The organism is Streptomyces sp. NPDC018019 (assembly GCF_044327805.1).
Classification (GTDB): domain Bacteria; phylum Actinomycetota; class Actinomycetes; order Streptomycetales; family Streptomycetaceae; genus Streptomyces.
This window is the reverse complement of the sequence record NZ_JBIRGD010000001.1, coordinates 263,411-288,534: the sequence shown is the minus strand read 5'-3', so window position 1 is coordinate 288,534 and position 25,124 is coordinate 263,411. Positions and strand designations below refer to the sequence as shown.

At 72.5% G+C, this 25,124-nt stretch carries 26 protein-coding genes; 14 read left to right on the top strand and 12 right to left on the bottom strand.

Annotated elements, in window-relative coordinates; all coding sequences use genetic code 11:
• The first annotated feature begins 259 nt into the window (after positions 1-259).
• Complete coding sequence (locus ACH4FX_RS01410) at positions 260-907, top strand: TetR family transcriptional regulator (protein ID WP_398474133.1); 648 nt, start codon at positions 260-262, stop codon at positions 905-907.
• A gap of 260 nt (positions 908-1,167) precedes the next feature.
• Here ACH4FX_RS01410 and ACH4FX_RS01405 read toward each other — a convergent pair whose 3' ends face one another.
• Positions 1,168-1,650: a nitroreductase family deazaflavin-dependent oxidoreductase gene (locus ACH4FX_RS01405; protein ID WP_398474132.1), complete on the bottom strand. Its 483-nt coding sequence runs from the start codon at positions 1,648-1,650 to the stop codon at positions 1,168-1,170.
• Between the two features lie 14 nt (positions 1,651-1,664).
• Complete coding sequence (locus ACH4FX_RS01400) at positions 1,665-2,924, bottom strand: acyl-CoA dehydrogenase family protein (protein WP_398474131.1); 1,260 nt, start codon at positions 2,922-2,924, stop codon at positions 1,665-1,667.
• Between the two features lie 209 nt (positions 2,925-3,133).
• On the opposite strand from ACH4FX_RS01400, the gene ACH4FX_RS01395 reads away from it, so the two are divergent.
• Positions 3,134-4,333 carry a thiolase C-terminal domain-containing protein gene (locus ACH4FX_RS01395; protein ID WP_398474130.1) on the top strand — a complete coding sequence of 400 codons (1,200 nt, stop codon included), beginning with the start codon at positions 3,134-3,136 and terminating at the stop codon, positions 4,331-4,333.
• 42 nt (positions 4,334-4,375) lie between these two features.
• Here ACH4FX_RS01395 and ACH4FX_RS01390 read toward each other — a convergent pair whose 3' ends face one another.
• Both ACH4FX_RS01390 and ACH4FX_RS01385 read right to left on the bottom strand, forming a co-directional pair.
• Positions 4,376-5,065: a hypothetical protein gene (locus ACH4FX_RS01390; protein ID WP_398474129.1), complete on the bottom strand. Its 690-nt coding sequence runs from the start codon at positions 5,063-5,065 to the stop codon at positions 4,376-4,378.
• Between the two features lie 71 nt (positions 5,066-5,136).
• The gene (locus ACH4FX_RS01385) at positions 5,137-5,940 is read right to left on the bottom strand and encodes an alpha/beta fold hydrolase (RefSeq protein WP_398474595.1); all 804 of its coding nucleotides are present in this window, start codon (positions 5,938-5,940) and stop codon (positions 5,137-5,139) included.
• Between the two features lie 155 nt (positions 5,941-6,095).
• Between ACH4FX_RS01385 and ACH4FX_RS01380 the strand changes: the two genes are divergently transcribed.
• Positions 6,096-7,085: an ALF repeat-containing protein gene (locus tag ACH4FX_RS01380; RefSeq protein ID WP_398474128.1), complete on the top strand. Its 990-nt coding sequence runs from the start codon at positions 6,096-6,098 to the stop codon at positions 7,083-7,085.
• A gap of 74 nt (positions 7,086-7,159) precedes the next feature.
• Here the strand turns inward: ACH4FX_RS01380 and ACH4FX_RS01375 are convergent, their stop codons facing one another.
• The gene (locus ACH4FX_RS01375) at positions 7,160-8,266 is read right to left on the bottom strand and encodes a hypothetical protein (RefSeq protein WP_398474127.1); all 1,107 of its coding nucleotides are present in this window, start codon (positions 8,264-8,266) and stop codon (positions 7,160-7,162) included.
• Between the two features lie 128 nt (positions 8,267-8,394).
• Between ACH4FX_RS01375 and ACH4FX_RS01370 the strand changes: the two genes are divergently transcribed.
• The gene (locus ACH4FX_RS01370; protein ID WP_398474126.1) at positions 8,395-8,916 is read left to right on the top strand and encodes a MarR family winged helix-turn-helix transcriptional regulator; all 522 of its coding nucleotides are present in this window, start codon (positions 8,395-8,397) and stop codon (positions 8,914-8,916) included.
• Positions 8,917-9,015: 99 nt separating this feature from the next.
• Here ACH4FX_RS01370 and ACH4FX_RS01365 read toward each other — a convergent pair whose 3' ends face one another.
• Positions 9,016-9,804 carry a VOC family protein gene (locus tag ACH4FX_RS01365; RefSeq protein ID WP_398474125.1) on the bottom strand — a complete coding sequence of 263 codons (789 nt, stop codon included), beginning with the start codon at positions 9,802-9,804 and terminating at the stop codon, positions 9,016-9,018.
• A gap of 250 nt (positions 9,805-10,054) precedes the next feature.
• Between ACH4FX_RS01365 and ACH4FX_RS01360 the strand changes: the two genes are divergently transcribed.
• Positions 10,055-10,729, top strand: coding sequence for a hypothetical protein (locus ACH4FX_RS01360; RefSeq protein ID WP_398474124.1), 675 nt, complete (start codon positions 10,055-10,057; stop codon positions 10,727-10,729).
• Here ACH4FX_RS01360 and ACH4FX_RS01355 read toward each other — a convergent pair.
• Positions 10,719-10,904, bottom strand: coding sequence for a DUF397 domain-containing protein (locus ACH4FX_RS01355; protein ID WP_398474123.1), 186 nt, complete (start codon positions 10,902-10,904; stop codon positions 10,719-10,721). The two genes, ACH4FX_RS01360 and ACH4FX_RS01355, sit on opposite strands and share 11 nt — an antisense overlap.
• Positions 10,901-11,710, bottom strand: coding sequence for a Scr1 family TA system antitoxin-like transcriptional regulator (locus ACH4FX_RS01350; RefSeq protein WP_398474122.1), 810 nt, complete (start codon positions 11,708-11,710; stop codon positions 10,901-10,903). Before ACH4FX_RS01350 ends, ACH4FX_RS01355 begins: the two co-directional genes overlap by 4 nt.
• 84 nt (positions 11,711-11,794) lie before the next feature.
• Between ACH4FX_RS01350 and ACH4FX_RS01345 the strand changes: the two genes are divergently transcribed.
• From ACH4FX_RS01345 to ACH4FX_RS01330, 4 genes are all read left to right on the top strand, one after another.
• Complete coding sequence (locus tag ACH4FX_RS01345) at positions 11,795-12,103, top strand: hypothetical protein (protein WP_398474121.1); 309 nt, start codon at positions 11,795-11,797, stop codon at positions 12,101-12,103.
• Positions 12,104-12,163: 60 nt separating this feature from the next.
• Positions 12,164-13,411, top strand: a complete 1,248-nt coding sequence (locus ACH4FX_RS01340; RefSeq protein WP_398474120.1) for an FAD-dependent monooxygenase — start codon at positions 12,164-12,166, stop codon at positions 13,409-13,411.
• A 100-nt stretch (positions 13,412-13,511) separates the two neighbouring features.
• On the top strand, positions 13,512-13,883 hold the full coding sequence (locus tag ACH4FX_RS01335) for a VOC family protein (RefSeq protein ID WP_398474119.1): 372 nt from the start codon (positions 13,512-13,514) through the stop codon (positions 13,881-13,883).
• 36 nt (positions 13,884-13,919) lie between these two features.
• Positions 13,920-14,672, top strand: coding sequence for a pyridoxal 5'-phosphate synthase (locus ACH4FX_RS01330; protein WP_398474118.1), 753 nt, complete (start codon positions 13,920-13,922; stop codon positions 14,670-14,672).
• Between the two features lie 53 nt (positions 14,673-14,725).
• On the opposite strand, the gene ACH4FX_RS01325 is transcribed toward ACH4FX_RS01330, so the two are convergent.
• Positions 14,726-15,226 carry a GNAT family N-acetyltransferase gene (locus ACH4FX_RS01325; protein ID WP_398474117.1) on the bottom strand — a complete coding sequence of 167 codons (501 nt, stop codon included), beginning with the start codon at positions 15,224-15,226 and terminating at the stop codon, positions 14,726-14,728.
• A gap of 231 nt (positions 15,227-15,457) precedes the next feature.
• On the opposite strand from ACH4FX_RS01325, the gene ACH4FX_RS01320 reads away from it, so the two are divergent.
• The gene (locus ACH4FX_RS01320) at positions 15,458-16,429 is read left to right on the top strand and encodes an alpha/beta hydrolase family protein (protein ID WP_398474116.1); all 972 of its coding nucleotides are present in this window, start codon (positions 15,458-15,460) and stop codon (positions 16,427-16,429) included.
• A 66-nt stretch (positions 16,430-16,495) separates the two neighbouring features.
• Here the strand turns inward: ACH4FX_RS01320 and ACH4FX_RS01315 are convergent, their stop codons facing one another.
• Positions 16,496-16,873, bottom strand: a complete 378-nt coding sequence (locus ACH4FX_RS01315; protein ID WP_398474593.1) for a Zn-ribbon domain-containing OB-fold protein — start codon at positions 16,871-16,873, stop codon at positions 16,496-16,498.
• Between the two features lie 223 nt (positions 16,874-17,096).
• Between ACH4FX_RS01315 and ACH4FX_RS01310 the strand changes: the two genes are divergently transcribed.
• The 4 genes from ACH4FX_RS01310 (at position 17,097) to ACH4FX_RS01295 (ending at position 22,731) form a co-directional block, all read left to right on the top strand.
• Entirely contained in the window at positions 17,097-18,374 is a 1,278-nt protein-coding gene (locus ACH4FX_RS01310; protein WP_398474115.1) for a flavin-containing monooxygenase, read from the top strand.
• 210 nt (positions 18,375-18,584) lie between these two features.
• Positions 18,585-20,855: an acetate--CoA ligase family protein gene (locus ACH4FX_RS01305; protein ID WP_398474114.1), complete on the top strand. Its 2,271-nt coding sequence runs from the start codon at positions 18,585-18,587 to the stop codon at positions 20,853-20,855.
• A 301-nt stretch (positions 20,856-21,156) separates the two neighbouring features.
• On the top strand, positions 21,157-21,966 hold the full coding sequence (locus ACH4FX_RS01300) for an enoyl-CoA hydratase/isomerase family protein (protein WP_398474591.1): 810 nt from the start codon (positions 21,157-21,159) through the stop codon (positions 21,964-21,966).
• Positions 21,967-22,044: 78 nt separating this feature from the next.
• Positions 22,045-22,731: a flavin reductase family protein gene (locus ACH4FX_RS01295; protein WP_398474589.1), complete on the top strand. Its 687-nt coding sequence runs from the start codon at positions 22,045-22,047 to the stop codon at positions 22,729-22,731.
• Positions 22,732-22,779: 48 nt separating this feature from the next.
• Here ACH4FX_RS01295 and ACH4FX_RS01290 read toward each other — a convergent pair whose 3' ends face one another.
• Entirely contained in the window at positions 22,780-23,847 is a 1,068-nt protein-coding gene (locus tag ACH4FX_RS01290) for an alcohol dehydrogenase catalytic domain-containing protein (RefSeq protein WP_398474113.1), read from the bottom strand.
• Complete coding sequence (locus ACH4FX_RS01285) at positions 23,847-25,022, bottom strand: acyl-CoA dehydrogenase family protein (protein WP_398474588.1); 1,176 nt, start codon at positions 25,020-25,022, stop codon at positions 23,847-23,849. Before ACH4FX_RS01285 ends, ACH4FX_RS01290 begins: the two co-directional genes overlap by 1 nt.
• Positions 25,023-25,124: the final 102 nt, after the last annotated feature.

Here is a 25,124-nt window from a genome sequence, read left to right as displayed (position 1 = left end):
GACCCGCGATACGACCGCCGTACGGATCTGTACGGGCGCCGTACATCCCTGGGGTCTTCGTCCACCGGTGCGGATAAGTTGTCCACAGCCTGTTGATAAGATGATTCACTTGTTCGGGCCAAGCCGCCCGTGACCCCGCTCCGGGCCGCTACCGAGGCCGGAGACCGGGGATCGGCCGGGGCCGCCGCGGCCGAACTCCCGCTTCCCCATTTGCAGGCAGCCAAATCGCGCTCCGATCACCCCTCGGTAAGCTGACGGCATGACAGGACAAGTTCGAACCGTCGACGGCAGAGTCGCCGGGCGCCGCGGACAGGCGACCCGGCAGAAGCTGCTCGACTGCCTCAGCGACATGCTCAGTTCGTCCCCGTACAGAGACGTCAAGGTCATCGATGTGGCCCGCAAGGCGGGCACTTCGCCCGCGACGTTCTACCAGTACTTCCCCGATGTCGAGGGCGCGGTGCTGGAAATCGCCGAGGAGATGGCCAAGGAGGGCGCCGGCCTGACCGAGCTGGTGGCCGGGCGCTCCTGGGCGGGCCGGTCCGGCCGGCAGGCGGCCGAGGAACTCGTCGAGGGATTCCTCTCCTTCTGGCGCCGCAACGACGCGATCCTGCGCGTCGTCGACCTCGGTGCCGCCGAGGGCGACAAACGGTTCTACAAGATCCGCATGAAGATTCTGAACGCCGTCACCAACTCCCTTACGGATTCCATCAAGGAGCTCCAGAGCAAGGGAAAGGTCGACAAGGACGTCAGCGCGGCCGCGATGGCCGGTTCGATCGTCGCCATGCTGGCGGCGGTCGCCGCCCATCAGAAGGGTTTCACGAGCTGGGGCGTCAAGCAGCAGGAGCTGAAGCCGAACCTGGCACTCCTGGTCCATCTCGGTGTCACCGGGAAGAAGCCCACGAAATAGCCCGGTCCGTCCGGGCACCATTCCGGGAATCCAGGGAGTTCAGGGGAACCAGGCGCCCCAGGGAAGCCGGGCGACCCAGGTAATCCAGGTATTCCAGGGGAACCAGATGATTCAGGAAACTCGGGGGATTCACGGAATGCGGCTCACGGAACACCCTTCTCCGCTCGCGCTCGTCCTGCCATAGCTGTCCGGCCCAGCGGGTGTTGGCCGCCCTTCCGGGGCGGTCGGCACCCGCTGTGTGCGTCCGGGCCCCCGCCGCGCTACGGCCGCGATTCCAGCCGGAAGATCCGGATCTGCCGGGTGACCCGCGCCTGGTACGCGGCGTACGGCGGCCAGAAGTCCAGCACCGCCGCCCAGGCCGCCGCCCGCTCGTCGCCGGTCAGCAATCGCGCCCGTACGGGGATGTCCCGGCCGCGCCAACTGATCTCGGCCTCCGGGTTCTTCAGCAGGTTGGCCGTCCAGGCGGGATGCCCGGTGCGGCCGAAGTTGCTGCCGATCAGGAGCCACGTGCCGGAGTCCTCGGGCAGGCACGCCAGGGGTGTTCGCCGCGGCAGCCCCGTCCGGGCGCCCGCCGCCGTCAGGATCACTCCGGGCAGCATCCGCGCGCTGGGCAGCACCTTGCCACCGGTGAGCCGGTGCACCGTACGGTCCAGCGCGGGCACGACGCATGGTGCCACCCGCGCGAACGTCCGGGTGGCGGACACCTTCTGCACCAGCCGTCTGCCGAGCCCCTTCCCGTTCACCCCGTCGGCCGCCCTCACGCCGGGACCGCCGTTCGCCCGTCGGTCCGGAACAGGCCCGCCACCTCGGCAGCATGGGCCCGCAGCCGGTGCACGGGTCCCAGCAGCAGCTCGTCGCAGGCCGCGCGCTTGAAGGTGAGGTGCGCGTCGTGTTCCCAGGTGAAACCGATGCCGCCGTGCAGCTGGATGGCCTCACCGGCCACCGCACGCAGAGTTTCCAGCGCTTGCGCGAGCGCGAGGCCCGGTGCGCAGGGATCGGCGTCCGCAGCCGGGGCATCCGCCGCCCACGCCGCGTAGTAGGCGGCGGACCGGGCCGCCTGTACTTGTACGTACAGGTCCGCCAGCCGGTGCTGGACGGCCTGGAACGACCCGATGGGCCGCCCGAACTGTTCCCGCGCCCGCACGTACTCGACGGTCCGCACAAGTGCCGCGTCCGCCGCACCCACCGCCTCCGCGGCCAGGGCCGCAGCGGCACCGGCCCCCACCCGCGCGAGGGCACGCGCCACCTGCTCCGAAGCCTCCTCCCCCAACAACGTTCCGCGCACCTCGCGCAGTTGGACACGTGCGAGCGGCCGGGTCTCGTCCATCACCGTCTGCCGGGTCCGTACGAGGCCGGGAGCGTCGCCCCGTACGACGAAGAGCAGCGTGCGCCCGCGCGCGTAGCCGCCCGTACGGGCGGCCACCAGGAGCAATTCCGCGCTGTGCCCGCCGAGCACCTGCGTGGCCTCGCCGTACAACCGCCAGACCCCCTCCGGCCCGCCTCCCCCAGCCGCACCGTTCGCCGTGGCGTGGCCCGCCGCGGAGCGCCGCGCCTGGATGCCGCCTGCCCGGCCGCCGCCCGCCCAGGTCCCGTCGTTGCGGCCGGTGAGGGCGAGGGCGGTGGCCAGCCGTCCGCCCGGCACGGCGAGGGCGGCGGTCAGCTCGCCCGCCGCGAGGGCGGGCAGCAGCTCCGTACGCTGCCGCTCCGTCCCCAGCGCCAGCACCAGCGGCGCCACGAGGAGGGCGGTGGGCAACAGCGGCGAGGGCAGCAGCGCCCGCCCGGTCTCCTCGCAGGCCAGCGCCAATTCGGTGGGCCCGCAGCCGACCCCGCCGTACGCGGTGGGCAGTGCCAATCCCGGCAGCCCCAGCTGCTGCGCGAGCTGCCGCCACAGGGCGGCGTCGTACCCCGCCGGGGTACGGGCGGCGGCCTTGACCTCGTCGGGGCCGCAGCGCTTCTGGAGCAGTTCACGCAGCGTACGGCGGATCTCGTGCTGCTCCTCGGTGAACGCGGCATCCATCGGCGGGCTCCTCCCGACCGTTCGGCAACGTGGCCCGGCACGGCGGCGTCCACGGGAACACACCCGGTACGCCGACCTGACGGCCCGTCATACTAGGTACGGACGCTGTCATTTCCCAGCCTCGCGCGCCCACCGTGCTCGCCACCAGCTTTACGTACCCGCCCGCCACACCTGCCGACGACCCACCGACCTGATGTACCGTCAGTTTTATGCCGACAGGGACCCGCAGCACCCCCTCCCGCACATCCCCCCGCAAGGTCGTCATCGCCGGTATCGCCCTCTCCGACTGCGGACGCGTGGACGACGCCACCCCGTACGCCCTGCACGCCCAGGCCGCCCGCCGCGCACTGGCCGACTCCGGCCTGGACCGCTCGCTGGTCGACGGTTTCGCCTCGGCCGGGCTCGGCACGCTCGCGCCGGTGGAGGTCGCGGAGTACCTGGGGTTACGTCCCGCCTGGGTGGACTCCACCTCGGTGGGCGGCGCCACCTGGGAGGTGATGGCCGCACACGCCGTGGACGCCATCGCTGCCGGACACGCGCGCGCGGTCCTCCTGGCGTACGGATCGACAGCGCGCGCGGACCTCAAGGCCGGCCGTCGCACCGCGAACCTTTCCTTCGGCGCCCGCGGACCGCTCCAGTACGAGGTGCCGTACGGCCACACACTCATCGCCAAGTACGCGATGGCCGCCCGCCGCCACATGCACCAGCACGGCACCACCCTGGAACAGCTGGCGGAGGTCGCCGTCCAAGCGCGCGCGAACGCGGCCGCCAACCCCGATGCCATGTACCGCACTCCGGTCACGGTCGACGACGTCCTGTCCGGCCCGGTCATCGCCGATCCCTTCACCAAGCTGCACTGCTGCATCCGCTCGGACGGCGGCTGCGCGGTCCTCCTGGTCGCCGAGGACTACGTACGCGACCTGGCCAAACGCCCGGTCTGGGTGCTGGGCGCGGGCACCGCCGTATCGCACTCCGCGATGTCCGCGTGGGACGACTTCACCGTCTCCCCCGCCGCCGCCTCCGGCCGCCTCGCCTTCGAACGGGCCGGGGTCCGCCCGTCGGAGATCGACGTGGCCCAGATCTACGACGCCTTCACCTACATGACCCTCGTGACCCTGGAAGACCTCGGCTTCTGCGCGAAGGGCGAAGGCGGCGCCTTCGTGGAGAAGGGCCGGCTGCTGCGGGACGGCGCCCTCCCCGTCAATACCGACGGCGGCGGCCTGGCCGCCTGCCACCCCGGCATGCGCGGCCTGTTCCTCCTGGTCGAGGCGGCACGCCAGCTACGCGGCGAGGCGGGCCCGGACCGCCAGGTCCACCGCTCGGACGGCCACCTGCCGGAGCTGGCCGTGGCCTCGGGGACGGGGGGCTGGTTCTGCTCGTCGGGGACGCTGGTGCTGGGCCGAGGTTAGGCCGGGAGCAGGGCAAGGCCGACGACCGCCGGGGACGACCGCCTACCCGAACGCCAGGGTGTACTCGACCGCACGCGAGGACGTCGGCGCGAAGCCCAACCGACGCAGCGCTTCGTGGAGTTCTTCGTCATCGGGTGCCGCGTTGACCTCGGCGACACGGATGCCGGGGTGGTCGGTGTCGAGGGCGTGCAGCGTGGCGGCGGTGAGGGCGGTGAGCGCGTCGGCGGTGCTGTCGTCTTCCCGGTCGTGGACCAGGTGGGCCTGGTCACCGGCCAGCTCGACGTCGTACCGGGCTTCGTCCGTACCGATACGGAACGCCACGTCCTCGTCCTCGACGGGAAGCCGCCGCACCGCCGCGTCCCCGACGGGGACGCCGGCCGGCATGTCGCGCTGCCACCAGCGGTAGACCTCGCCGCTCTCCAGGGCACCCAGCTCCACCGCGGGCTTGCCGGGGCTCGTGTCCTCCTCCGTGATCCACCGCAGCGCCGTGCCACCTGCCTTGCGGGCCACGTCCGCCGCCTCCCGCAGCAGGGGCACCAAAAGCTCCTCCGCATCGCAGTTGAGGACGGCGACGAAGCGCAGGGCGGCATCGGGGGCACCCAGATCCAGCAGCGCGACGGAGCCTTCGACGGCCCCCTGCGGGCGTGCGGCGAAGACGGCGACGGTGCGGTCGCCGCTCCACAGCTCACCGGCGACGGACGGATCGGTTATACATTCAACGAAGTTTGCCATTTCTTTACCCTATGGAGAATTGCCCTCGCTTGTCCACTATGCTCCTGCGGAGAAGGGGCAGCCAGGCCCGCTCACCCGAGCGTGCCCAGGAATTCCCGTACGGCCGCGGCCAGCCCCTCCGGGTCCTCGGTCGGGATGAAATGCCCGGCGTCCAGCTCGACCCGCCGGGTACGCGGCCGGCGCTCGGCCATCTCCCGGGCCAGCTCCGGGGACAACAGGAAGCTCGTCCGGCCGTGGACCAGCAGGGCCGGGCAGTCGCTGCCCAGCCAGGCCGCCCAGTGATCACCCCGTACGCCCAGGTCGGAGGCGACGATGTCCTCCGGCACGAACGGCAACCGCCAGCTGCCGTCCGGCTGTTGCCGCAGCCAGTCGGCGAGCAGCGGCGCCGCCTCGCCCACCCGGCCGAGCAGCGCCTCCCGGGTCGGCGCCTCCCGCGGCCAGCCGAGACAGAAGGCGATCGAGCTCGGCCCGGTGTCCGTGATGACCACGGGGTCATCCACGTTGATGAGCGCACGCACCCGGCCGGGGTGCCGGGCGGCGAGGTGGTACGCGTTCTTGCCGCCCATGGAGTGCCCGAGGACGACGGCGGACGGCAGTCCGAGGTGATCGAGCAACGCCACGGCATCGGCGACATACCCCTCGCGGGAGTACTCCGCGGCGCGCCCGGACTCACCGTGCCCACGCTGATCGGGCGCGATCACCCGCCACTCCGGGCCAAGCACGGCAGCCAGCGCGGCGAACCCGCCCCCTTCGGAGAAATGCCCATGCAGAGCAAGAAGGGGCCGCCCATCAGCAGGCCCGAAGTCAAGGAAGGACAGACGACGCCCACCGAGGGAGAGCTGGGAGCGGGGGTGGGGCGGTGGTGTTGGAGGCATTTTCATGACGGTCACGCTAGTTACGGCCGGGGGCGGCCACCGCCCGGAATTTTCGAGGGGCGGGCCCAGCAAACCCCGAACGTAAAGACCAGATCAACGCGTCCTACCCTGTAGCGGTTGTTATTTGGTCATTATCGGAAATTGAGTGTGAGCGTATGAAGAAGCAGGCCCGTCTCACGGCCTTCCTCGCGGCTGCCGCTGTTGCGCCGACTGTGTTGTTCTCGTCTCCGGCGGTTGCCGCTGAGGCGCCGGCCGCGGCCAAGTCGGTGCCGGACCAGGGCGTGGAGGCGAAGCCGGACGGGGCCGCGAAGAAGCAGGACGACCGGTCCGTGGTCGAGGACCGGATCAAGGTCTCGCAGATCGCCTCCGACAAGAATGCCGGCCGCGGTCTCCGCGAGGCGGCCGAGGAAGCGCTCGACGGTACGGCGGAGGACGTGCGCCGGTTCCTGGAGACGGGGCAGTACGTGGCGCGGGACGAGGACAATCGCGTGGCGCTTCTGCGGATTCTGGCGGACAAGAAGACCGGTTCGGTCATGGAGAGGGCCGTCAACAAGGTGCTCGACGGGTCGCCGGAGGACCGGGAGCGGTTCCTGAAGGAGGATCTGCCCCGGGTTCGGTTCGCGGACAACCGTCTGCGCACGATGCAGATCCTCAGCATCGGGGGCCCGGCGGTGCGGGAAGCCGCCAAGGAGGCGCTCCGCAGCCATGACGCCGCCGTCATCCAGCACTTCCTCGAAGTCGGCCAGTTCGAGGCCCGTGCCAAGGACGACGCCGACAAGAAGAAGGCCGAAGAGGGGAAGGCCGAAAGGGAGAAGGCCGCCAAGGAGGCCCGGGAGAAGGCTGCTAATGACAAGGCCGCCAAGGACAAGGCGGCTGAGGACGAGGTCTCGAAGGAAGCGGGCAAGGGCGAGTCCGCCACCGGCGGCGACAAGAACGGCGGCACGAGCGTGACGCCCGCCGCCGACGCCCGTACCGGCGCTGAGTCCGGCAACACCGTGGCGTCCGCCGGGCACGGCACCGCCCTGGCGGCCACCGGTGTCAGCCCCGTCACCCCGTGGGCCGTGGGCGGCGCCGCCGTAGCGGTCACCGCCGGTGCGGGCCTGGTGATCGCCGGCCGCCGCCGCACCACCGCCGAGCGCGGCTGAATCCGACGAGTAGACGGAGCCGAGTAACCGGTGGCGGGGCGCCCGGACGGCCGGGCTCCCCGCCCCCTTCCCTATCAGCCTCCCAGCGGCACGATCCGCCGCTGCGCCGCCAGCACCGCCGCCCGGAACCGCGGGTCGGGCCGCAGCGCGTACTCCCGGCGGCACGCCTCGGTGAACTTCAGCACGTGTTCGTCGCCGTGCTCGACGGCCCGCGCGCCCAGTTCGTCCAACGACGGCAGGTCGTCGGGCAGTTCGCCGCGCCAGGCCCCCGTGCCCTCCCCGCGCCGGCTCGTCGTGAAGGCGAGGAGCAGCGCGGTGTGCACCTGCCAGAGCGCGGCCAGCGTCGGTTCGTACTGGTCGGCGGGCAGGTGCGGCAGTACGAGCCGGGCGGCGGCGGGCGCGGTGACGCCGTGGATCAGCGGCACCGGGAAGACCTCGTCGTGGCTCAGGTACACGTCGGAGAACTGGGCCGTCATCTCGCTCAGCAGGTACGGCGCGTGCTCGACGGCCAGCGCGTCCAGCGCTTCGCCGTACCCGGGGAGTTCGGCGAGGCGCGCGAGCCGGTCACGGGCGACGCCCGGGTTCATCGGCCCATCGTCGCCCGGTACGCGCGGCAGCGCCGCGATCGCCCCCGCCAGGTCGTACGAGCCGCGCAGCCGCGCCTGCCCCGGGAGGGCGGTGTAGCGGGCCGCCCAGTACGCCAGTCCTCGCGCCAGTTCGGTGAGTTGGAGCCGCGTGGGCTCGCCGTCGGCCGCGCCGTACAGGGCGCGTACCGCGTGGGCCGTACGGATCAGCCCGTGCGTCAGCCCGGCGAAGAGCCCCGGCAGCAGGCGCGGCCACCAGCGGGCGAGCACCTCGCGCCAGGGCGCTTCGGCCAGTTCCCGTACGAACAGCGCCTCCCAGTCCCCGGCCCGGTCGAACGCGCCGAGCGCCGCCCGCCAGGAACTCTCGTCCTCGGGGTCGAGGGCGAACCGGGCGGCCGGCGGCTCGTGGTGGGGCATCGCGACCCGGTAGCGCTCCACCCAGCCGGCCACCTCCCCCTCGTGCCCGAGCACCGCCAGGGCCTCGGCGCCCATCGGCCCGTGGTTGGCCAGGTCCACCCCGGCGCCTCGCTCGTACCCCAGGTCGTCCATGCGCTCCAGGGCTTCGTTGACCGCGTCGTGATAGCTGATCGCCGGCATGCGTCGGCTCCTTCCGGAGGTCGCGATCCGAACAGCCGGTAATCCGGCAGTTCGGCACAGCAACGGTTCGGGCCCCACAGCCGTCCGGTACAAACAGTTTGGAAATCCGAACCATCTAGACTCGCAGTATGCCGCACGCTCCCCAGGACGGAACCGCCGGGCCCTCCGTACGGGTACCGACCCCCGAATCCGTACGGGTACCGACCCCCGAAGAAGTCGAGGTCATCGGGCTGCTCCCGCTGCTCGCCCCGTACTTCCGCAAGGGCCTCGTCCAGGGCGCCATGCCGGAACCCCTCCTCGGCGCGATGACGGCGCACAACCTCACCCCGCGGCACGGCGCCGTGCTGCCGCAGCTCCTCGCGAGCGCGCTGACCGTCGGCGAACTGGCCCGGCGGCTGCGGGTCTCCCTGCCGACCGCGTCCGAACTGGTCGGCGCCCTGAACCGGGCCGGGATCGTGGAACGCAACGAGGACCCGGCCAACCGCCGCCGGATCCTCGTCTCCCTCTCGGCGCACCACCGCCCCGCGGTAGAACGCTTCATCGCGACCCGCTCGGAGCCGCTGCTCCGCGCCCTCGACACGCTCTCGCCCACCGAGCGGGCGGGCTTCGTGGCGGGCCTGACGGCGTGGACGCGCGAGGCGCTGACGTAGCGCGCGGCGGGCATGCGGTGGGGTGCGGTGCGGTGCTGCGTGAGCCTGCGCCGCGTAAGCCTGCGCCGCGCGTCCCGTATCGCCTGTCCCGTTACGGGCTCACGCCGTCGGCCGCGCCCCGATCTCGAACTCGGTGCCGAACGGGTCGGTGATCCGCGCCTGGCGCGCGTACTTGTTGTCCTCCGGCTCGGACGCCGTACCGCCCGCCGCGACCGCCCGCGCCACCGCCGCGTCCGTGTCCGCGACCTCGAACAGCGTCCCCCAGCCCGCCGCCCCCGCGGCCGGATCGCCCACGATCCCGCCGATCTCGTGCCCGTCCGGGCGGCGCAGGAACGTGAAGTCGGCGTCCGGCATGTCCGGGTTGGTGTCCAGCGTGTAGCCGAAGACCGCCGCGTAGAAGGCGCGGGCCGGGGCGGCGTCCGGCGCGATCAGGTCGTTGCGTACGAGGGAGTTGGGCTCGTTGACGACCTCGCAGCCGAGGCGGGCGCGGCCCTGCCAGAGCCCGAACCGGGCGCCCACGGTGTCCTCGGCGATCGCGGCCCGCCCGAGGTCACGGAGGTCCGTGGGCCCCCACAGCACCCGGCCGCCCGCGTCGGCGACCCGCTTGGCCGTGCCGTCGCAGTCGTCGGTCGCCAGGTACATCGTCCACGCGCCGCCCGCCGCGTCCGGCCACTCCATGAGCCCCGCGGCGCGCCGCCCGTCCACCAGTCCGACGGCGTACCGCCGCTGCGCCGCGGGCTGCGCCGCGTCGGCCGCCCCCGTCGTCCCCGTCTCGTACGTCCAGCCGAACAACGCCCCGTAGAAGTCCATGGCGCGGTCCAGGTCCGGAACGGCCAGCTCGATCCAGGTGGGCGTTCCCTCGGGCTGATTGCCGGTGACACGACTCATGACGTGCTCCTCGCGCTACGGGGCGGCCGGCCGGCCGCGCTGACCCGGTACGTACGACGCTAGGCGCCATCGAGGACAGGTCGCGTCCTACATGGGCCTGCTTCTGCTCGGCCTCCGTAACAACACCGCGCCTTCGTCTACGGCATCCCGTTACGCCGCTGCCGAATTGCCGCAATAGAGGGCGGACAACATCATGTGCGGTGTGGTCATCCGCCACCTACCGCCAGGCCCGACCGGAAATGACGTGCCGATGCCCTGCTCGCCGCCGCTCGACATGAGGCGCGTCCGGGTGCTGACGTCGGCCCTCGCGGCCTGGCTGGCAGCCACCTGCCTGCTGGGCGGGTGCGCCGGTACGGGCGAACCGGAGAGCGCCGGGCACACGCGGCCCGCCAGCGCTCCCGAACGGTTGTGGGCCGGCAGCAAGCCCCCGGAACCCTTGGGGCCGCCCAACTCGGCCGGCAAGCCGACTCCGCTGCGGGCGTTGCCGCGCGTCCCGTCCGGCGACATCCACGCGGTCGCGCCGCTCACCATCGCGCGTGCCGCGGCCGGTCCCCTGGACGCCTCGGACGACACGGTGAAGAAGATCAAGGAGTGCCGGTCCGTCGGGCAGCGGCCGTGCGCCGTACAGGCCCCCCGCTACCGGGACCTGAACGGTGACGGCAAGGACGACATGCTGCTGGCCACCGAGACGGGCGGCAGCTGGGTGTCCCTGTGGGCCTTCACCGTCAAGGACGGCGTGGTCACCCAGATCCTCGCCGTCTCGAACCGCGCCCGCTCGGTCGAACTGTCGGGCCGCGACGTGATCGTCTGGGAGCCGGTGGACACGGGCGGCTACGACATGCGGCGCATCTACTCGTGGGACGAGCACCTGAAGGCCATGAACGAACGCGTCACCGAGTACGTCAGTTCCAGCCCTACGCGATGAGGCGGAGGAACTCCGCCCAGGCGGTGGGGGGTACGGCGAGCGCCGGGCCGGTTTTGTTCTTGGAGTCGCGTATGTGGACGGTGGTAGGGGTTGCGGCAACCTCGACGCAATTATTGTCAGCGGACTGTTCGCTGCTGTAGCTGCTCTTGCTCCAGGCCAGTTCGACGTATGTCATTCACCTGCCAGCCTTTCGATCAGGTCCAGGGACTTCTGGGGGGAAAGGGCTTGGGCCCGGATGGCGCCGTAGTGCTCTGCGTACCGTGTGACTTCGACCGGCTTGGTGAGCAACCTACTCCTCACCTCGCTATCGAGGTAGACGCTCCAGCGCCCATCTGGCGAGGAGAGCAAATTCAGCGATCCCCCAAGGCCAGCGTGCCATTCCACGCAGGTCGGCATCACTTGCACTGAGACGTGGACCAAGCTGCTCACCGTCTCCAGGACATGCCGAAGCGCCTGCTTGAGCACAGCCTTCCCGCCCACCGGCCGCTCAAGCGCCACCTGCTCAACCACAAAGCTCATCGTCGGGGCCGGCTTCCGAAAGAGCAGAGGCTGCCTCTCCAGCCGCTTGCTCACCAGGTGGTCGACCTCTTCTTCGGTGAAAGCCGGGACCCGACACCGGTACAGGGCACGCACGTAGTCCGGGGATTGCAGCAATCCGGGCAACACCGGGCCAGGGTAACCCCCGATGCTCAGCGCCTCCGCCTCCAGCAATCGCCACTCCAGGTACTGATCCCGGCTGGGCTCCTGCTCCATCAGATCCACGCACGTCGTCAGGACCCCACCGGCACCGGTGTGACGATCCGCATCGATCAGGAACCCTGCGCTCGGAATGCGCTCTCCCCGCTCGTACGCACCTTCCAGTGACTCCGATACGTGCGTCTCCTTGGCCAACTCCCTCTGCGTCATGCAGGCGCGCTGACGGCAATCCTTGATGAGCCCACCGACGTGCAACCGCGCGGCCGATGGCTGAATACGCCCCATCACGGCGACCAACTCCTCCCCACAACCCTCCTGTGAGCCTCTTTCTCCTGGTGACGCTACGCACACGAGCCGACCATTGATGCCATGAACCCGAAAGACCACCCCCAAGAACCCCGCCTCCTCCCCTGGGCCAGCCCGGACGGCAAGCCCTGTTACGTCATCGGGGAAGGCCGGGGCTTCGTGTCCGACCTCGCCGACGGGCTGGAGGAGTTGCAACTGTGCACCGCCACCGAGGTGTTGGACCACTCGCGCGAGCTGCTGAACCGGCCCGAACCACCCGCCCCCAACGAGCTGCTGTTCATCACCAACCGGCTCACCGAGTCGCTGAGCGACGCCGTACGCGTGGCCGACAGCCGGGGCCGCAGGCTCGACCAAGCCCTTCACGCACCGTGAGCAGCGGGAATCCATACACCTGTCATAGACGGGCGTATAATACACCCGTATAGTCGCGGCATGATCTCCAGGACCCACCGCCCCCAGGCCCTCATCTCCGGCGCCGGCATCGCCGGCCCCGCACTCGCCTACTGGCTCAACCGCCACGGCTACGCCGTAACCGTCGTGGAGCGCGCCCCCGCCCTCCGTAGCGGCGGCTACAAGGTGGACCTCCGCGGCGTCGCGATCGAGGCCGCGGAGCGGATGGGCGTACTGCCGGAAATCCGGCGCGCGAGTACGGACATGCGGACCGGCGCATACGTGAACGACGACGGGCGGCGTGTCGCCACGCTGCCCGCCGACATCTTCGGCGCCCGGGTGGACGGCGACGACGAGATCATGCGCGGCGAACTGGTCCGCATCCTGTGCGCGCGCACGCGGCACGACGTGGAGTACGTCTTCGGCGACTCCATAGCCTCGCTCGCGGACGACGGCGCGGGGGTGGACGTCACCTTCGAACGCGGGGCGCCGCGCCGTTTCGACCTCGTCGTCGGCGCGGACGGCCTGCACTCGGCCGTCCGCCGCCTCGCCTTCGGCGACGAGTCCCGCTATGTGCGCCACATCGGCGCGTACATATCCTCTTTCAGCGTGCCCGGCGAACTAGTGGCAGCGCGCGAGGAGTTGTACCACCTGGCACCCGGACGGCTCGTGTGCGCCTACAGCGCGGCCGGTGACACCGGCACCAAGGCGTGGCTCACCTTCCGTTCGCCCCGGCTGGACTACGACCACCGCGACGCGGACGCGCAGCGGCAGCTGCTGGCGGACGCGTTCGAGGGCGTCGGCTGGCAGGTGCCGCGGCTGCTCGAAGCCTCCCGTACGGCCGACGACTTCTACTTCGACGGGCTGCACCTGATCGAGATGGACCGCTGGTCACGGGGGCGCGTGGTGCTGCTGGGCGACGCCGCGCACTGCGCGTCCCCCGCGTCGGGGCAGGGCACGGGGATGGCACTGGTGGGCGCGTACGTACTCGCCGGGGAGCTCGCGACGGCGGGCGGCGACCCGCGCACCGCCTTCGCGCGCTACGAGGGCGAGATGCGCCCGTACGTCACGGAGAACCAGCGGATGGCCGGGGGCTTCGTGGCGCAGATGCTGCCCGGCACCTTACGGGCGATCCGCTTCCGGCATCTGATACTGCGGGCGCTGCCGCACATGCCGTGGAAGAACCTGGTCGCCAGGAAGCTCGCCGAGGACGTGCAGCGCGGCGCCAACGCCATCACCCTCAAGCCGTACGCCGCCCACCTGGACCGCCATGTCAGCACATTGACATAGAGGCAGGGCGGGCCTAGCCTCCTTGATGTCAAGGTCCTGACACGGGCCCTGGCGAGAATTCCTGGTTTCCCGTGAAACGACCGAAGGATTGAGGCCACCCATGTCCGCCACCCTCGCCGGCCCCAGCTTCATCGCCCTGCAAGTCCGTGACCTGGAAGCGGCGGCGGCTTTCTGCGAGCGGCACCTGGGGCTGCGCCGGGCCGCCGTATCGCCGCCGCACGCGGTCGTGTTCGACACCAGGCCGGTGCCGTTCGCCGTACGCGAGCCGCTCCCCGGCGTGGACCTCGCCGAGACCACCCGGCCCGGCCTGGGGGTGGTGTTGTGGTTCCCGACCTCGGACGCGCAGCAGCTCCACGACCAGCTCACCGCCGCCGGAGTCAAGATCCTTTCCCCGATCGAGGACAGCCCCTTCGGGCCGAAGTTCTCCTTCGAGGGGCCCGAGGGTTACACGCTCACCGCGCACGGGGGCTGACCGCGACGGCCGACGGGGCTCAGTAGGCTGCCGGGCATGGTCGATCAACCGGCAGACAACCGGCCCACGGAAGCAGCCCCGAACGCGGCCGCGGGTGCGGTCCCGGACGCGGCCTCCGACGCGGCCGCCGACGCCCGCTTCCACGCGCTCCTCCGCTCCCTGCGCGTCTGGGACTGCGAGCTGCCCGCCATCGACCCCGATCCCGCGCACGCCCCGGCCCACCCGCTGCCGCTCTTCCGGCAGTGGCTGCGGGAGGCCGCGGAGGCGGGCGTGCCCGAGCCGCACACCATGACGCTCGCGACGGCCGGCGCGTCCGGTGACCCCGACGTCCGCACCGTGATGCTCCACGACGCCGACGCACGCGGCTGGCACTTCGCCACCCACCGCGGCAGCCGCAAGGGCCGCGAACTCGCCGCCCGCCCGCGTGCCGCCCTCGGCTTCTACTGGCCGGCGCTCGGCCGCCAGGTCCGCGTCCGGGGAGCGGTCACCGAGGCGGGGCCCGAAGAGAGCGCGGCCGACCTCCACCGCCGCTCGACGGGCGCCCTGGCCGCCGCCCTCGTGGGCCGCCAGAGCGACGAGCTCGCTTCGTACGCGGAACTGGAACGCGCCTCGGAAGCCGCCTGGGAACACGCCCGGCGCGAACCGGACGCGCCGGTCCCCAGCTGGACGCTGTACGTCCTGGCCCCCGACGAGGTCGAGTTCTTCCAGGGCGACGCCCGGCGGCGGCACGTACGGCTCCAGTACCGCCGGGAAGACGACGGCTGGACGCGGGGGCTTCTCTGGCCGTAGACCGGGGTGGCGCGGCCGTGCGTACCGACGCAGCGGGGCCGGGCCGGGGCCGCTCAGAGCTGCCGGTACATGATGTGCAGGCCGACGTAGCCCTTGGCGGGGTGCAGGAAGCCTTCGGGGAGCGTCGTCATGACCTCGAAGCCGAGGGACTTCCAGAGGGCGACGGCGCGCGTGTTGGTCTCGACGACCGCGTTGAACTGCATGGCGCGGAAGCCGGTCGTACGGGCCCAGTCCACGGCGTACTCACCGAGCGTGCGGCCGACGCCACGGCCGCTGTGGGCCGGGTCGACCATGAAGGAGGCACTGGCGATGTGCGCGGCGCCGCCCATGTGGTTGGCGTTCATCTTCGCCGATCCCAGGACCGTACCGGCGTCGTCCACGGCGACGACCGTGCGGGCCGGAGGGGCGAGCATCCACATCGCCCGGCTCGTCGGCTCGTCCATGTCACGGGGATAGCTGTACGTTTCGCCGGCCTCGACGATGGCGCGGAAGAACGGCCAGATGGCGGGCCAGTCGGCGGCGGTCGCTTCTCGGATCAGCACGCGGGCCAGCATGACGGGCCGCGGGGAGGGCGGGCCAGCGAATATCCGCGATGGCGGCCTGCGGGCAGGACGCCGGGGCACTGCGAGTCGTTGACGAAGCGGAACGCTGTTCCGTATCGTAATCGGAACAGCGTTCCGCTTTGTGTTCGGCGTCGCCGGACACTTCTGCCTGCCCGCCTCACCCGCCACCGCCCGCCCGAACGGGCCCCGCGGGTCCGAGGCCGATGAAGGGACACGCGCACCATGAGCGAATCGACCACCCCAGCCGCCGAATTCGGCTCGCCCGCCCCCGTCCTCTCGGTCAGCCCCGTGGTGCTGCCCGCTCCCGGCCGGGCCGTCGGCCTTCAGATACGGGTCTCGGCGCCCGCGACCGTGGACGCGCCTGGCGACGGCCTGCCGGTCATCCTCCTCTCGCACGGTCAGGGCTACTCGAACCACCTCTCCTCGCTGAACGGCTACGCCCCGCTCGCCAACTACTGGGCCGCACACGGCTTCGTCGTACTCCAGCCGACCCACCTCAGCTCCAGGACGCTGAACCTGGCCCCCGACACTCCCGGGGCACCGCTGTTCTGGCGGTCACGCGCCGAGGACATGCAGTGCATCCTGGACCAGCTCGACGCGATCGAGGCCGCCGTACCGCAACTCCCCGCACGCCTGGACCGGAACAGGATCGCCGTGGCCGGGCACTCGATGGGCGGGCACACCGCCGGCCTGCTGCTGGGCGCCCGGCTCACCGACCCGGACGACGGTACGGAAGCGGACCTGGCCGAGCCGCGGATCACGGCGGGCGTCCTGCTGGCCGCGACCGGCCGGGGCGGGGACGCACTCACCGCCACCGCAGCCGAGAGCTTCCCCTTCCTCCTGAGCACCGACTTCTCGAAGATGACCACTCCCGCCCTCGTGGTCACCGGTGACCAGGACGAATCCACCCACCTGACGGTCAACGGCCCGGACTGGCACGCCGATCCGTACCACCTCTCCCCCGGCCCCAAGTCGCTGCTCACCCTCTTCGGCGCGGAGCACGGACTCGGCGGGGTCTCCGGCTACGACGTCGCCGAGACCACGGACGAGGACCCCGCGCGGGTGGCCGCGGTCCAGCGGCTCACCTGGGCCTACCTCCGTACCCGGCTCTACCCCGGGGACTCCGCCTGGCAGACGGCGTGTGCTGCACTTTCGGCCGATGCCGAACCGCTCGGCCGGGTCGAATCCAAGTAGGCCGGACAAGCAGGCCGGAGAGGCCTTGCGCATCGGGCGGAACCGGCTCAGGCGGTCGGGACCCGCTCAGGCGGGGCGGAAGACGGGGACGGCGTCCCGGAACCGCACCCGTAGGGGCATCCCGATACGCAGGTCGGGCTCCGGGCAGTCGACGATCTCCGTCATCATCCGCGGGCCTTCGGCCAGGTCCACGACCGCGGCCACGTACGGCACGCGCTCATCGAACGGCGGCAGGTCGTTCCGGTGCACCACCGACCACGTGTAGAGCGTGGCCCGGCCGCTCGCCTCCTCCCACACCACGTCTTCGCTCCAGCAATGCGGGCAGAACTCGCGCGGGTAGTGATGCGCCGCGCCGCAGCCGTCCGCACGGCAGCGGCGCAACAGCAGACGCCCCTGGGCCGCCGCCTCCCAGTAGACGCGGCTGAACGCGTCGGTCTCGGGCAGGTCGAACCGTGGCGCGGCGGGTGCGGGGGGTGCGGGAGGCGGCGACGGTGGCCTGCCCCCGGCTACGGACTTGGGCTGCACTCCGGATCACCTCTTCGACGCTACTGCGCGCGAACTGACGTAGTGTCAGTCCAGCCGAGACGGGCCGGGCGGCGCAAGAGGGCGGGCCCGGACCGGGCCGCGTATCGCGACACACGGGCCGTCCGCGGCTACCCTCACCGGCATGCCGGACGCCGCAGCGCACGCCAGCTCCTCCGCATCCGCCCCCGCATTCGCCTCTGCCTCCAGTACGCCGCCGGTCGCCGTCCCGCCCGTGTACGTCGTCGGTGGCGGACCGGGCGGGCTGGCCACCGCCGCCGCACTGGGCGCACACGGCGTCCGCGCCGTCGTCCTCGAAAAGGCCGACGCGGTGGGCGCTTCCTGGCGCGGCCATTACGACCGTCTGCGACTGCACACCACGCGCCGTCTCTCCGGCCTGCCGGGCCTGCCGATCCCGCGCGCGTACGGGCGGTGGGTCGCTCGGGACGACGTGGTGCGCTACCTGGAGCGGTACGCCGAACATCACGGCCTGGAAGTCGCCACGGGCGTCGAGGTGCGGCGCGTGGACCGCGCGGCGGATTGCGCGGCGGATTGCGCGGTTGATGGCTCGGTGGGCGGCGGTTGGGCCCTGCACGCGAGCGGCGGGCGCGTACTGGCCGCCCGTACGGTCGTGATCGCGACCGGCTACAACCACACCCCGCACCTCCCCGACTGGCCGGGCCGCGACGGCTACCCGGGTGAACTGCTGCACGCCGCCGACTACCGCAACGCGCGCCCGTACGCGGGCAAGGACGTCCTGGTCGTCGGAACCGGCAACACCGGTGCCGAGATCGCGGTCGACCTGGCGGAGGGCGGCGCGGCACGGGTGCGGCTGGCGATCCGTACCGCGCCGCACATCGTGCGCCGGTCGACGGCGGGGTGGCCCGCCCAGGCGACGGGCATCCTCGTACGCCACCTGCCGCCGCGCGCGGTGGACCGGGCGGCCCGTGTGATGCGCCGGCTGTCCGTACCGGACCTGTCGGCACACGGCCTGCCGATGCCGGAGACCGGGCTGTACAGCCGGGTGCTGGAGGGGGCGATCCCCGTACAGGACGTCGGGCTGATCGACGCCGTACGGCGCGGAGCGGTACGGCCGGTGGCGGCCGTGGCGTCCTTCGACGGCAGCACCGTACGGCTTGCGAACGGCGACGTGATCGAACCGGACGTCGTCATCGCCGCCACGGGCTACCGGCGCGGCCTGGACACCCTCGTCGGCCACCTCGGCCTCCTCGACGCCCGCGGGCGCCCGCGCGTCCACGGTGCCCGCACCCTGCCGTCCGCCCCCGGCCTGCACTTCACGGGCTACACGAACCCGATCAGCGGCATGTTCCGCGAACTGGGCATCGACGCCCGCCGCATCGCCCGCACCATCGCCGCAGCGCGGAGGAGGAGCGGAACGGCACCCGCGGGGGCGCGGCAGTGACGGGTTGCGGCCCGCAGCTCGCGGCCCGGTGCGGGCGGGCAGGCAGGCGGACGGGCAGACGAGTCGGCGCGCATGCGGGCATGCGGACATGCGGACGCGCACGGCCGCAGGGTTTAGCGGGCCTACCCATTCCTGACTTACGGTCAGGTGCCCTAATCTGACGAAGCGTCAGTTGAATCGGCAGCCGTCATACGGGAGCGGGCGTCAGCGATGCTTGGATCGACTCACGGCACCCTCACCACTCACTCCAGCCCGGCCCGCGTGGTGGCGTGCGGGGCGACACCGCCGCACGCCGTGCACGGCACGGCCGTACCGTACGCCGGCGGTCCGCACCCCGGCGACACGCACGCCGGCCGTACGGGGCCCGACCTGGACGTCAGCGGGCGCCCGCTGTACGCCCCCGTCCCCGACCTGGACCGGTTCTTCCGGCCGGAGTCGGTGGCGGTCGTCGGCGCCTCCGACAGCGAGGGACGTCCCAACGCCGGAATCACCCGGCAGCTGCTGGCGTGGGCCGAGCGGGTCGGCGCCCGCCTCCACCCGGTCAACCCGGGCCGGGACCGCGTGTTCGGCCTGCCCTGTCACACCTCCGTCTCCGACCTGCCCGAGCAGGTCGATCTCGCCGTACTGCTGGTAGCGGACCCGGCACCGCTCATCGAGGAACTGGCCGACGCCAAGGTCAGGTTCGCGGTGGCCTTCGCCGCCGGATTCGCCGAGACCGGGGCGGCCGGCGCGGCCGCCCAGGAGCGGCTCGCCGAGGCCGTCGCCCGCACCGGCATCCGGCTGCTCGGCCCGAACACCAACCTCAACGCCTTCGAGTCGTTCCGCACGGACCTGGACGGTCCCGCCATCGCCCTGATCACCCAGTCAGGCCACCAGGGCCGCCCGGTCTTCTCCCTCCAGGAGCTGGGCATCCGGCTTTCCCACTGGGCCCCGACCGGCAACGAGGCCGACCTGGAGGCCGCCGACTTCCTCTCCTATTTCGCCTCCCGTCCCGAGGTCGGGGCCATCGCCGCGTACATCGAGGGCTTCAAAGACGGCCGCAGCTTCCTGCTCGCCGCCGACCACGCGGCCCGCAACAAGGTCCCGGTCGTCGCCGTCAAGGTCGGCCGCACCGCCGCCGGGGCCCGTACCGCCGCCTCGCACACCGGCAAGCTGACCGGTGCCGACGCGGTGGTGGACGCGGCCATGCGGCAGTTCGGTGTGATCCGGGTGGCCGGGCTGGACGAGTTGCAGGACACCGCGGCCCTGCTCGCCCGCGCCCGCACCCCCACCGCCGACGGTGTCGCCGTCTATTCGATATCCGGGGGCACCGGCGCCCACTTCGCGGACCTGGCGACGGCCGCCGGGCTGCGGCTGCCCACGCTCGGCCGCGCCAAGCAGGACGAGCTGCACCAGTGGATCCCGGACCAGCTCAGCGTCGCCAACCCGGTGGACAGCGGCGGGCACCCGGTGGGCGACTGGCGCGGCCGGAAGATCATCGACGCGATCCTGGCCGATCCCTCGGTCGGCGTACTGGTCTGCCCCATCACCGGCCCGTTCCCGCCGATGAGCGACAAGCTGGCGCAGGACCTCGTGGACGCGGCGGAACGGACGGACAAGCTGGTGTGCGTCGTGTGGGGCTCGCCGGTCGGCACCGAGGACGCGTACCGGCGCATCCTGCTGGGGTCGCGGCGGGTGGCGACGTTCCGCACGTTCGCCAACTGTGTGACGGCCGTCCGCGCGCACCTCGAACACCATCGCTTCGCCGCCGCCTACCGCTCCCCCTTCGACGACGCCCCGCGCACCCCGTCCCCCTCCGCGCGCAAGGCGCAGGACCTGATGCGCCCGGGACAGCAGCTCAGCGAGCACGCGGCGAAGCAGCTGCTGCGCGCGTACGGGATAAGGGTGCCGCGCGAGCAGCTGGTGACCAGCGCGGCGGCGGCCGTGCGCGCCGCGGGCCTGGTCGGCTACCCCGTCGTCCTGAAGGCGTCCGCGCCGCGGCTCGCGCACAAGACGGAACTCGGGCTCGTACGCACCGGACTGACCTCCGCGAGTCAGGTCCGGGACACCTATCGGGAGCTGGCCGACATCGCCCGCTACGAGGACATCGAGCTGGACGGGGTGCTCGTCTGCCAGATGGTCGAGCGGGGGGTGGAGATGGTCGTGGGCGTCACGCCGGACGACCTCTTCGGGCCGACCGTGACCGTCGGGCTGGGCGGGGTGCTCGTGGAGGTGCTGCGGGACACCGCCGTCGGCGTGCCGCCCTTCGGCGAGGACCGGGCCCGCGCGATGCTCGGCGAGCTGCGGGGCCGCGCGCTGCTGGACGGCGTACGCGGCGCGCCGCCGGCGGATGTGGACGCGCTGGTGGAGGTCGTGCTGCGGGTACAGCGGATGGCGCTGGAACTGAGCGGTGAGCTGGCCGAGTTGGACATCAACCCGCTGATGGTGCTGCCGCGCGGGCAGGGCGCCGTCGCCCTCGACGCGCTCGCCGTCTGCCATTGACCGTACGACCGGCCGCATGTGCCGCAGCACGGGCGGCACCAGCCGCACCGGCCACACGACCCTCACCAGCTGCACCGGTCGCACCCACCGCACGATCGGCCCCGGCCGCGCCCATCCCGCCGTCCGCACCACCGTCCGCACCGTCCGCGCCAACGCCCCCACCACCGTCTGGAGCCGCTTCGTCATGCCGTCCACCCCCGTTTCCCCCGAACCCGGCCGCCCCGGACCCGACGCCGGCCGGCCGCAGGCCGATCCGGCCCGGCCCCAGCCCGGTTCCCCCCGGCCCGGGACCGCTGATTCCTTGATACTCCACACCACTGACAACGCCGTGCTGTGGATCACCCTCAACCGCCCCGCCGCCCTCAACGCCCTCACCGCCGACCAGCGCGAACGCATCATCGCGCGGCTCTGTGACGCCTCCACCGACCCGGACGTACGGGCCGTCGTCATCACCGCCACCGGCAAGGGCTTCTGCGCCGGGGCCGACCTGCGCGGCGGGCAGGGGGCCGGGGGCGCCGGGCCCACCGCGCCGCAGCAGCCCGAGCGCGTCGCGGGCGACGTGGCCCGCCTGATCCGGCGCGGTGCCCAGCGCCTGATCACGGCCGTCCTGGACTGCGAGAAACCGGTCCTCGCCGCCGTCAACGGCACCGCCGCCGGACTCGGCGCGCACCTCGCCTTCGCCTGCGACCTGGTCGTGGCGGCCGAGTCCGCGACATTCATCGAGGTGTTCGCGCGCCGCGGCCTCGTACCGGACGGCGGCGGCGCGTACCTGCTGACCCGGCTCGTCGGCCCGCAGCGCGCGAAGGAGCTGCTGTTCTTCGGTGACGCCGTCACGGCGGCCGACGCCGAACGGATGGGACTGGTCAACCGGGTCGTGCCGGACGCCGGCCTGGAGAAGGCGGCGCGGGACTGGGCGGAACGGCTCGCCGACGGCCCGACCCGGGCCCTCGCCCTCACGAAACAGCTGGTCAACGCCTCTCTGGACGCCGACCGCGGGACGGCGTTCGCGGCCGAGGCGGCGGCTCAGGAGATCAATATGACGACGGCGGACGCGCGGGAGGGGGTGGCGTCCTTCGTGGAGCGCCGACGGCCCACGTACCGGGGCCGGTGAGCCCCGGGCCGCACGCCGCCCGCCCTTCAAATCTGACGGCCCATCAGGTTCAATGGACGCATGATGGGACACGCCGGTATGGCGGCCACCGCGGTGCGCTATCTGCGTTCGGTCGGCGCGCCGACCTCCACCACGGCCGCCGCCACGGCCACCACGACGGCCTCCACGGCACCGGGCCCCGCCCGCGCCGCCGCACCGCCGCGCCCCGCCCTCAGAGCCGTACGGGAGGACGAGCGCGCGCCGCTGGACCCGGCCGCCTTCCGCGCCGTACTCGGCCACTTCGCCAGCGGCGTCACGATCGTCACCGCGCCCGCGCCCGCGCCCGCGTCCGCACCCGCCCCCGCGTCCATGGGCGCGGGCGCCCCGGCCGGCTTCGCCTGTCAGTCGTTCGCGTCGTTGTCCCTCGACCCGCCGCTGGTCACCTTCATGGTCGCCCGTACGTCCACCACCTGGCCGCGGATCGCCCGCGCCGGTGTCTTCTGCGTCAACATCCTGGGCGCGCACCAGGAAGCGCTGTGCCGGGCCTTCGCGGTCAGCGGCGCGGACAAGTTCGCGGGGGTCACGTACGCGCCCGCACCGGTCACCGGCTCGCCGCGCCTGGCGGACGTGCCCGCCTGGATCGACTGCACGATCCAGGCCGTGCACACCGGCGGCGACCACCTGATCGTCGTCGGCCGGGTGACCGCACTCGGTACGGACCCGGACGCCGCGCAGGCCGGGCCGCTGCTGTTCCACCGGGGGTCCTTCGGCCGCTTCAGCGCGTAAGGGCGGCGCCCAGGCCCCCGGAACGGGTCAGCAGGCCCCCGGAACGGCTCAGAAGGTCAGCACCCCGCGCGCCACCCGCCCGCGCCGCATGTCCTCCACCGCCTTGGCGAAGTCCTCGATCGGGTACGTCCTGGTCACCAGCTCGTCCAGGAGGAGGCGGCCTTCGGTGTAGAGGCGGGCGTACCGCGCGATGTCGCGTTGCGGGCGGGAGGAGCCGTAGCGGCAGCCCAGGATGGACTTGTCCAGATACACCGACGCGACCAGGAACGACGCCTCGGCGGTGGCCGGCGGCACGCCGAGCAGCACCGCCTGGCCGTGCCGGTCGAGCAGGTCCACGGCCTGCCGGATCAGCTCGGTGCTGCCCACGCACTCGAAGGTGTGGTCGGCGCCGGTGGGCAGGACGGCGCGGACGGCCGCCACGGTGTCCGGCACCGCCGACGCGTCGACGAAGTGCGTCGCCCCGAACTGCCGCGCCACCGCCTCCTTCGCCGGGTTGACGTCCACGGCGACGCGCACCGAAGCACCGGCCAGCCGGGCGCCCTGGAGCACGTTCAGCCCGATGCCGCCCGTGCCGAGCACCACCACCGTGTCCCCGAGCCCCACCCGCGCCCGGTTCAGGACGGCGCCGACCCCGGTCAGCACCCCGCACCCGATCAGCGCCGCCGACGTCAGCGGAATGCCCGTGGGAATCCGCACCGCCTGCACGGCCTTGACGACCGTGCGCTCCGCGAAGGCCGAGTTGGACGCGAAGCCGTACAGCGCCCGGTCACCGCACCGGAACGGCTTCCCGGGCATGCCGATCGAGGCGCGGCACATGGTCGGCCGGCCGCGGTCGCACTCCGCGCACGTCCCGCAGTTGGCCAGCGTGGACAGCGCGACATGATCTCCTGCCGCTACATGGGTGACCCCCTCCCCCACCTCCTCGACCACGCCCGCACCCTCGTGCCCCAGCACCACGGGCCTCGGATAAGGAATCGTCCCATCGACCACTGACAGATCGCTGTGGCACAGCCCCGCCGCCCGGATACCGACCAGCACCTCGCCGGGCCCCGGACCCCGGACCGCCAGGTCGTCCACGACCCGCGGCGGCCCGCCCTCGAAGATGACGCCCCTCATCAGCGCTTCCGCCCTCCGTCGAGGCCGAGCACCCGCCCGGCGATGATGCTGCGCTGGATCTCGTCCGAACCGCCGTAGACGGTGTCGGCCCGGCTGAACAGGAACCGTCGCTGCGCCGCGTCCAGTTCGTACGGCGCGTCCGCCGACCAGGCCCCCGGCCCGGCCGCCGCGCCCGCTCCCCGTACGTGCATCGCCAGCTCGCCCATCCGCTGGTGCCAGCCGGCCCACAGCAGCTTCGCCACACTGGGCGCGCCCGCGTCGCCGGCGGCGGGCCCGAGTGTGCGCAGCGCGTTCCACCGCATCACCCGCAGCTCGGCCCACTGCCGTACGAGCCGGTCCCGCAGTACGGGGTCGTCCGCCGCGCCGGTGCGTACGGCCTCGGCGACCACGTCGCTCAACTCGCGCCCGAAGGCGACCTGCTGGGCGAGCGTGGAGACACCGCGCTCCAGCGCCAGCAGGCCCGTCGCCACCCGCCAGCCGGCCCCGGGGCCCCCGACCACGTGCTCGGCCCGCGCCACCGCCCCGTCGAAGAACACCTCGTTGAACTCGGCCGTGCCCGTCATCTGCCGGATCGGCCGCACCTCGATCCGTCCCGGCTGGTCCATCGGCACCAGCAGGAAGGACAGTCCGCGGTGCCCCCGCTCGGCCGGGTCGGTCCGGGCGAGCACGAAGATCCAGTCGGCCTCCCGCGCCAGCGAGGTCCAGATCTTCTGCCCGCTGATCCGGTACGTGGCCCCGTCCCGGACCGCCGCCGTACGGACCGCCGCCAGGTCCGAGCCCGCGCCGGGCTCGCTGTAGCCCTGGCACCACAGTTCTTCGCCCCGTGCGACCGGCGCGAGGAAACGATCCCGCTGGGCGGCGTCCCCGTAAGCGATCACGGTCGGTGCGAGCAGGTTCTCGCCGATGTGCCCCACCCGCCCCGGCGCACGCGCCGCCGCGTACTCCTCCGCCCACACCACCTGCTGGGTGAGCGTGGCCCCCCGGTTCCCGTACGAGCCGTGCGCACGGTCCCACCCGATCCCGATCCACCCGGCCCGCCCCAACTCCCGCTCCCAGGCCCGTCGGACAGACCAGTCCCCAGAACCGGCAGCCAAGCCCTCACCCAGATGCTCCGCAAGCCAGCAACGGGCCTCCTCCCGGAAAGCCGCATCGTCCGCACCGAACGAGAAGTCCACCGAATGCCACCCCTTCACCTCGGCCCCCACCCACCTCTCCTCCCTCCCACCCACGGAAGGGAACGGGTCCGAGCGGCCTGCCGCGCAGGCCCGCCCCCGAAT